Here is a 7,719-nt window from a genome sequence, read left to right on the forward strand (position 1 = left end):
CCGCCACGCCGCACCCGCCCTTCACACCCGCTGTGCCAGCGCCCAGTCGATGTGCTCGGCCAGCAGCTCGCCCGCGCCGTCGCGGGCCGCGCGCAGCGCCTCGGCCAGCGCCTCGTCGCCCGTCTCGCGCCAGGCGTTGCCCATTGCCACCGCCAGATTGCGCCGCCAGCGTGCATGGCCGATGCGCCGGATCGGACTGCCCTCGGTGCGGCGCAGGAAGCTCGCCTCGTCCCAGGCCCAGAGCTGCAGCAGCGTCGCGCCGCCCATGCCGGGGCGCACCTCGAAGTCGGCCAGCGTGCTGATGCGCGCGTACTTGTTCCAGGGGCAGACGAGCTGGCAGTCATCGCAGCCGTAGATGCGGTTGCCCATCGCCGCGCGCAGCTCGACGGGAATCGGGCCGTCGTGCTCGATCGTGAGATAGCTGATGCAGCGCCGCGCATCCAGCCGGTAGGGCGCGACGATCGCCGCGGTCGGGCAGGCGTCGATGCAGGCGCTGCAACGCCCGCAGTGCGGCTCGGCCGGTGCATCCACCGGCAGCGCCAGATCGACGAAAAGCTCGCCGAGAAAGAACATCGAGCCGGCCGAGCGGTCCAGCAGCAGCGTGTGCTTGCCGCGCCAGCCCAGGCCGGCGCGCCCCGCCAGCTCGACTTCGAGCACCGGCGCCGAGTCGCAGAAGACCCGGTGACCGAAGGGTCCGATCTCGGCGGCAAGCCGGTCGGCCAGGCGCTGCAGCCGCGCCCGCACCACCTTGTGATAGTCCCGCCCGCGCGCATAGACCGAGATCACCGCCTCGCCGGGCTGCTGCGCGCGGGCGCGCTCGTCGTCGCGCCAGCCCGGCGCCGTGCCCTGCGGCAGGTAGGGCATGGCCACGCTGATCACCCGCACCGTGCCCGGCACCAGCTCGGCCGGTCGCGCGCGGCGCAGGCCATGCGCGGCCATGTACTGCATCGAGCCGTGAAAGCCCGCCTCCAGCCAGGCCAGAAGACCCGGTTCGGCTGTAGCCAGATGTACATCGGCCACGCCGATCTGGGAAAATCCCAGCGCATGCGCCCACTCGCGCAGCTGCCGCACCAGCCGAGGCCCGTCCAGGGCCGGCTGCCCATCATCCCGATCGTCATCCGTCATCCGGTGATTCTAGAAACCCGCCACCAGACCTGGGCCGACGAGGCCGACTGCGAGGCCGCCGCGCAGGCGCTGGCCCGCACGCCGCAGGTCCGCCGCGCCTGCATCGCGCTGCACGGCACGCTCGGTGCCGGCAAGACCACCTTCGTGCGCCACCTGCTGCGCGCGCTGGGCGTGCAGGGCCGGATCAAGAGCCCCAGCTATGCGATCGTCGAGCCGCACGAATTGCCGGATTGGCCGGATCTGGGCGTCTGGCACTTCGATTTCTATCGCTTCGGCGATCCGCGGGAATGGGAAGATGCAGGCTTTCGCGACCTGTTCGCCAGCCCGGGCCTGAAGCTGGTCGAATGGCCTGACAAGGCCGCCGGCCTGCTGCCCCAGCCCGATCTGGCGCTGACCCTGGACCTGCAGACCGACGGACGGCGCCAGGTGACCTGGCAGGCCGCCAGCCCCGACGGCCGCCAGCTGCTGGATGCCTTGGGCCCGATGACCAGCCCGATGAACTGAAGAACCGGACGCGAGGAGGACCCGATCATGACCACCCCGTTCCATGCCCCCCAGGAAGAAACCCTCAGCAGCACCGACGCCCCCGAGGAGACGGCCAGCGACCGCCGCCGCTGGCTGCGCCAGGCCGGCGCGCTGGTGCTGACGCTGGGCGCCGGCGACCTGGCCTTCGGCGCGACGCTGGTGGCGGTACGGGTCTGGCCCTCGGCCGACTACACCCGGGTCACGCTCGAATCCGATGTCGCGCTGGAGGCCCAGCACTTCATCACTGAAGGCCCGGCGCGGCTGGTCATCGACATCGACGGGCTCGAACTCAGCGCGCAGCTGCGCGAGCTGGTGGCGCGGATCGGCAGCGACGACCCGCAGATCGCCGGCGTGCGCATCGGCCAGAACCAGCCGCGCCGGGTGCGCATGGTCTTCGACCTGAAGCGCCAGGTCGCGCCGCAGGTCTTCACGCTCGCGCCGATCTCGCCCTATCGCCACCGGCTGGTCTTCGACCTCTACCCGAGCAAGGCGCCCGACCCGCTGCTGACCCTGGTCAAGGAGCGCGAGAGCGCACCGGTCGCGAAGACGCCGGTCAGCGCCAGCGGCATGAACGGCAGCGCGAACAGCGCCGACAGCGCGGAGGCCTCGCAGCGGGCGGCTTCCGACATCGAGGATGCGCTGGGCGAATTCATCGGCCGGGTCGATCGCCCGGTGGCGCCGCAGGACGGCGCGCCGGTGCCGCCGCCCGCCTCGCCCCAGCCGCCGCGTGTGGCCGCCTCGCCCGCGCCGGCGCCGGCGGAAGGCGCGCCAGCCGTGCCGCCGGGTCGCGGCGGCATCAATCGGCTGGTCATCGTCGCGATCGATCCGGGCCATGGCGGCGAAGACCCCGGCGCGATCGGACCGACCGGCCTGCGCGAGAAGGATGTCGTGCTGTCGATCGCCCGGCAGCTGCAGGAGCGCATCAACGCCCGCCCGGGCATGCGTGCGATGCTGACCCGCGACGGCGACTATTTCGTGCCGCTGCAGGAGCGGGTGCGCAAGGCCCGGCGGGTGCAGGCCGACCTGTTCGTCTCGATCCATGCCGACGCCTTCATCACGCCGAAGGCCCGCGGCGCCTCGGTGTTCGCGCTGTCGGACTCCGGCGCCACCAGCACCACCGCCCGGCTGATGGCCCAGCGCGAGAACGCGGCCGACGCGATCGGCGGCATCAACGTGCGCAGCAAGGATGCGCATGTGATGCGCACGCTGCTCGACATGAGCACCACCGCGCAGATCCAGGACAGCCTGCGCATCGGCCGCGAGGTGCTCGGCCACATCGGCCAGGTCGGCCGGCTGCACAAGCAGCAGGTCGAGCAGGCCGGCTTCGCGGTGCTGAAGGCCCCCGACATTCCCTCGATCCTGGTCGAGACCGCCTTCATCTCGAACCCGGAGGAAGAGGACAAGCTGCGCGATCCGGGCTACCAGTCGCAGCTGGTGCGGGCGCTGTATGTGGGCATCACCCGCTACTTCGCACGCAATCCACCGCTGGCGCGGGTGCGCATGCTCTGAACCACCAGAGGGCCCCCTCAGCGGGCGCCGTCATGCGGATGCCGTCAGCAGGTGCAGTAATCTGCGCGCATGAGCTTCCGCATGGCCCCACCCTTCTTTCGTCCGGCGCTGACCGCCCTTGCGGCGGCGGCGATGCTGCCCCTGTCGCTGCCGACGGCCCGCGCCGCCGCACCCGAGCGGCCCGCCGTGCCGAGCGAGCGGATCTGCCCGTCCGGCCTGCCCGAGGCCACCCGCTGCCTGTCGGGGCGCGACCATCTCGGCGCCTGGTACTGGATCGCGGTACCGAAGGACTGGAGCGGCGTGCTGGTGGTGCATGCGCACGGCGGCCCGTCGCTGGGCGAGCCGACGCTGGCCCGCGTCACCGGCGACCTGCAGCGCTGGAAGGTGATGCTGCAGGCCGGCCACGCCTGGGCCGGCACCAGCTACCGCCAGGGCGGCTTCGAGGTGCTGGCCGCCGGCGAGGATGTCGACCGGCTGCGCCGCATCGCGGTCGAGGCGCTGGGCACGCCGCGGCGCACCGTGCTGCACGGCCAGAGCTGGGGCGCGTCGGTGGCCGCACGCATGGCCGAGCGCTACATCACGCCCGACATCCGCCCCGGCCAGACCGCGCCGGGCCCGCAGCCCTACGACGGCGTGCTGCTCAGCAGCGGCGTGCTGGCCGGCGCCACCCGCGCCTATGACCTGCGCGTCGACCTGCGCGCGGTCTACCAGGCGGTCTGCAACAACCATCCGCGCCCGGACGAACCGATCTATCCGCTGTGGATGGGCATGCCGCCGGAGTCGACGCTGACCCGGCTCGATGTCGCGCAGCGGGTCGACGACTGCACCGGCGTGCAGCGCCCGCGCGCCGAGCGCAGCGCCGAGCAGCAGAAGCGCCTGGAGACGCTCACCCGCGTGCTGCGCCTGCCCGAGAGCGCGCTGATCGGCCATCTGCAGTGGGCGACCTGGCATTTCCGCGAGCTGACGGTACGCAAGCTCGGCGCGCGCAACCCCTTCACCAACGAGGGCGTGATCTACAGCGGCAGCGACGACGACGCGGCGCTGAACCGGCGCGTACCACGGCTGCGCGCCGATCTGGCCGCCCGCGCCGAACTGGCCCGCGACGGCGACCCCACCGGCCGGCTGCTGCTGCCGACGCTGGCGCTGCACGGCATCGACGACCCGGTCGCCTTCGTCGAGATGGAGAGCCGCTTCCGCGACACCGTCACCGAGGCCGGCGCAGCCGAGCGGCTCGCGCAGGCCTACACCCGCGATGCCGGTCACGAGTACCTGTCGGATGCGGCCTATGTCAGCGCGGTCGACGCGCTGCTGGACTGGGCCGGCGGTGGCGCCCGGCCGGATGGCGCGGCGCTCGAGCAGCGCTGCCGCGCGCTGCCGTCTCGCTGGAATCCGACGCAGGACTGCCGCTTTGCGGCGAGCTACCAGCCCGCCGCGCTGGAGGCGCGGGTACCGATGCGCGGCCCGCAGTCGCCGCTGGAATTTCCGCCGCCGGCGGCCGGCATCCGCCGGCCCTGAGCGCTCAGGCCGCGGCGCGGGCCTCGTTGCGACGCGCCTTCCAGGCGCCGAAGATCGCGATCAGGCCCGGAATGATGATCAGCGCCCAGATGATCTTGCTGAGATTGGCCTGCACCCAGGGCAGGTTGCCGAACAGGTAGCCCGCCAGCGTCAGGCCGATGACCCAGAGCATCGCGCCGACGACATTGAACATCACGAACTTCGCGCGCGTCATCTCGGCCACGCCCGCCACGAAGGGCGCGAAGGTGCGGATGAAGGGCATGAAGCGCGCGATGATGATCGTCACGCCGCCGTGGCGCTCGTAGAAGTCGTGCGCCTGCATGAAGGCCCGCTTGTTGAAGAAGCGCGAGTTCTCCCACTGGAAGACCTTGGGGCCGAAGTGGCGCCCGATCGAGTAGTTCACCTGGTCGCCCAGCACCGCCGCGACCAGCAGCAGCGCCATCGCCAGCGGCAGGTTCATCAGCCCGGCGCCGCACATCGCGCCGACGACGAACAGCAGGGAGTCGCCGGGCAGGAAAGGCATCACCACCAGGCCGGTCTCCACGAAGATGATCGCGAACAGCAGCGCGTACACCCAGGCCCCGTAGGCCGCGATGAACTCGGCCAGGTGCTTGTCCACATGGAGGATGAAGTCGATCAGGAAGGGAATCATGTCCATGGGCGGCGAGATTAGCATCCGGAGTGTTGTGCGCATTACGTCACGCTGGTCCGGATCCGCGAATTTCCGCGGCGGACAGGACTTTTTGCGCTGGGCACACTCGCCCCCATGAAACACGGGGTTGACACCCAGCAGAGCAAGAATCGATGCACCGGAGAAGTCTTGTCCTGGCGGGCGCTGCCGTGCCGCTGGGCCTGCTGCCGCCTCATGCGCAGGCGGCGCCCCCCCCGATCCTGATCGGCCGCACCGCACCCCGGCAGGGGCCGGTCGCGGCGATGGCACGCGCACATGCGGCCGGCGCGAACCTGGCCTTCGAGGCCTGCAACGCGGCCGGCGGCATCGGCGGGCGGCCGATCCGCTGGGCAGACCTGGATGATGGCGGCGACCCGGCGCGCGCGCTGGCGCTGGCACGCGCGCTGATCGTCGAGCAGCAGGCCCTGGCGCTGTTCGGCTGTGCCGGCAGCCAGAGCCTGGCCGCGCTGGAGCCGCTGCTGCGCGAGCACGGCGTGCCCGCGGTCGGCGCGGTGGCGGTGGCCGATTCGGTGCGCTTGCTGTGCCGGGGAGCAGGCTTCTTCGCACGCGCCAGCCATGCCCAGGAGGCCGAGGTGCTGGCCCGCCACCTGGCCACCGTCGGACTGCAGCGGGTGGCGATCGCGCACACCGCTTCGCCCTTCGGCCAGGAAGGCCTGAAGCTGATCGGCGATGCGCTGGCCGCGCAGCGGCTGCAGGTGGTGGGTTCGGCCGCGCTGACCGCCGAGGATGCAACCGCACAGGAGGCCTCGCGCAAGCTGATGGCGCTGTCGCCCCAGGCGGTGGTGCTGTTCGTGCCCGGCAGCCAGGCCGCGGCCATGATGGCCACGGCGGCCGGGCTGAAGCGCCATCCGGCCTTCTTCGGCCTGTCGATCGTCGGCGACGACGAGGCGCTGCGCCGCATCGGCCCGCAGGCGCGCGGGCTGGCGCTCACCCAGGTCACGCCCAATCCCTGGCGGGAGACCGACCGGCAGATGGAGATCTACCGCCAGCAGGCGCGCGCCGCCGGGGTGGAGATCGGCTACGCCAGCCTGGCCGGCTGGATCGACGCGCAGGTGCTGATCGAGGCGCTGCGCCGCTGCGGCGGGCAGCTGCAACGTCCGCGCCTGACCGCGACGCTGCGGGTGATGCAGCTCTTCGTCGCCGGCATGGCGGTCGACTTCAGCCGCCAGGATCTGGGCGGCTCGCGCTTCGTCGATCTGGTCCAGCTCAGCGAATCCGGCCGGTACCTGGGCTGAACCGCGCCTTCCTACAATCCGGGGCATGACCCTGACCCCGACGACCGCCCCGCTGGCCCCGCCCTCCCGCCGCCCGATCCGCGAGCTGCCCGACGAGCTGATCAGCCAGATCGCCGCCGGCGAGGTGGTCGAGCGCCCGGCCTCGGTGGTGCGCGAGCTGGTCGACAACGCGCTGGACGCCGGCGCCACCCGCATCGCGGTGCGGCTGATCGCCGGCGGCGTGCGCTCGATCGTCATCGAGGACGACGGCCAGGGCATCGCCGCGGCCGAGCTGCCGCTGGCGCTGCGCCGCCACGCCACCAGCAAGATCGGCTCGCTGCACGATCTCGAGCAGGTGATGACGATGGGCTTTCGCGGCGAGGCGCTGGCGGCGATCGGCTCGATCGCCGAGCTGTCGATCACCAGCCGCACGATGGACGCCGCGCATGCGCAGCGCATCGACGGCCGCACCGGCGAGCTGCAGCCGGCCGCACGCGCCGTCGGCACGACGGTGGAGGTGCGCGAGCTGTTCTTCTCGACGCCGGCGCGGCGCAAGTTCCTGAAGTCCGACGCCACCGAGCTGGCGCACTGCCTGGAGGCGGTGCGGCGTCACGCGCTGGCGCGGCCCGAGGTCGGCTTCGAGGTCTGGCACGAGGGCCGGCTGGTCGAGCAGTGGCGCCCGGGCGATGCGCAGCAGCGCCTGCGCGATGTGCTCGGCGAGGCCTTCGCGCGCGACAGCCGCGAGGTGGCGCTGCAGCTCGGGCCGCTGTCGGTGCGCGGCCGCGCCGGCCTGCCGGAGACCGCGCGGGCCCGCGCCGACCTGCAGTACGTCTATGTCAACGGCCGCCATGTGCGCGACCGGCTGCTGGCGCACGGCGTGCGCGCCGCCTACGAGGACGTGCTGCACGGCAGCCGTCAGCCCAGCTATGTGCTGTTCCTGGAGATCGCGCCGGAGCGGGTGGACGTGAACGTGCATCCGACCAAGACCGAGGTGCGCTTCCGCGATTCGCGCGAGGTGCACCAGGCGGTGCGCCGCGCGGTCGAGGCCGCGCTGGCGCCATCGCGCACCTGCACCGCGCCGGCCGGGGCCGGCACGGCCGCAGAGACACCGCCGCCGGCCCCGATGGCGACGTCCGAGCC

7 protein-coding genes are annotated in these 7,719 nt (G+C 72.4%); 5 read left to right on the forward strand and 2 right to left on the reverse strand.

The features are described 5' to 3' along the window. Positions 1-21: 21 nt before the first annotated feature. The gene (gene queG, locus HZU84_RS14990; RefSeq protein WP_375139038.1) at positions 22-1,071 is read right to left on the reverse strand and encodes a tRNA epoxyqueuosine(34) reductase QueG; all 1,050 of its coding nucleotides are present in this window, start codon (positions 1,069-1,071) and stop codon (positions 22-24) included. On the opposite strand from queG, the gene tsaE reads away from it, so the two are divergent. From tsaE to HZU84_RS15005, 3 genes are all read left to right on the forward strand, one after another. Continuing rightward, positions 1,045-1,629, forward strand: a complete 585-nt coding sequence (tsaE, locus tag HZU84_RS14995; protein WP_149502719.1) for a tRNA (adenosine(37)-N6)-threonylcarbamoyltransferase complex ATPase subunit type 1 TsaE — start codon at positions 1,045-1,047, stop codon at positions 1,627-1,629. The two genes, queG and tsaE, sit on opposite strands and share 27 nt — an antisense overlap. A 27-nt stretch (positions 1,630-1,656) precedes the next feature. Further along, on the forward strand, positions 1,657-3,159 hold the full coding sequence (locus HZU84_RS15000) for an N-acetylmuramoyl-L-alanine amidase (RefSeq protein ID WP_149502718.1): 1,503 nt from the start codon (positions 1,657-1,659) through the stop codon (positions 3,157-3,159). An 81-nt stretch (positions 3,160-3,240) separates the two neighbouring features. Then, entirely contained in the window at positions 3,241-4,674 is a 1,434-nt protein-coding gene (locus HZU84_RS15005) for an alpha/beta fold hydrolase (protein ID WP_149502717.1), read from the forward strand. 4 nt (positions 4,675-4,678) lie between these two features. Here the strand turns inward: HZU84_RS15005 and HZU84_RS15010 are convergent, their stop codons facing one another. Continuing rightward, positions 4,679-5,332, reverse strand: coding sequence for a DedA family protein (locus HZU84_RS15010; RefSeq protein WP_037483474.1), 654 nt, complete (start codon positions 5,330-5,332; stop codon positions 4,679-4,681). A gap of 146 nt (positions 5,333-5,478) precedes the next feature. Between HZU84_RS15010 and HZU84_RS15015 the strand changes: the two genes are divergently transcribed. Both HZU84_RS15015 and mutL read left to right on the forward strand, forming a co-directional pair. Continuing rightward, a complete protein-coding gene (locus HZU84_RS15015) occupies positions 5,479-6,600 on the forward strand; it encodes an ABC transporter substrate-binding protein (RefSeq protein ID WP_149502716.1) in 1,122 nt (373 codons plus the stop codon). Positions 6,601-6,625: 25 nt separating this feature from the next. Then, a partial coding sequence (gene mutL / locus HZU84_RS15020) for a DNA mismatch repair endonuclease MutL (protein WP_180692984.1) occupies positions 6,626-7,719 on the forward strand: 1,094 nt, incomplete at its 3' end.

The sequence above is a fragment of the Sphaerotilus sulfidivorans genome (assembly GCF_013426975.1).
GTDB lineage: Bacteria > Pseudomonadota > Gammaproteobacteria > Burkholderiales > Burkholderiaceae_C > Sphaerotilus > Sphaerotilus sulfidivorans.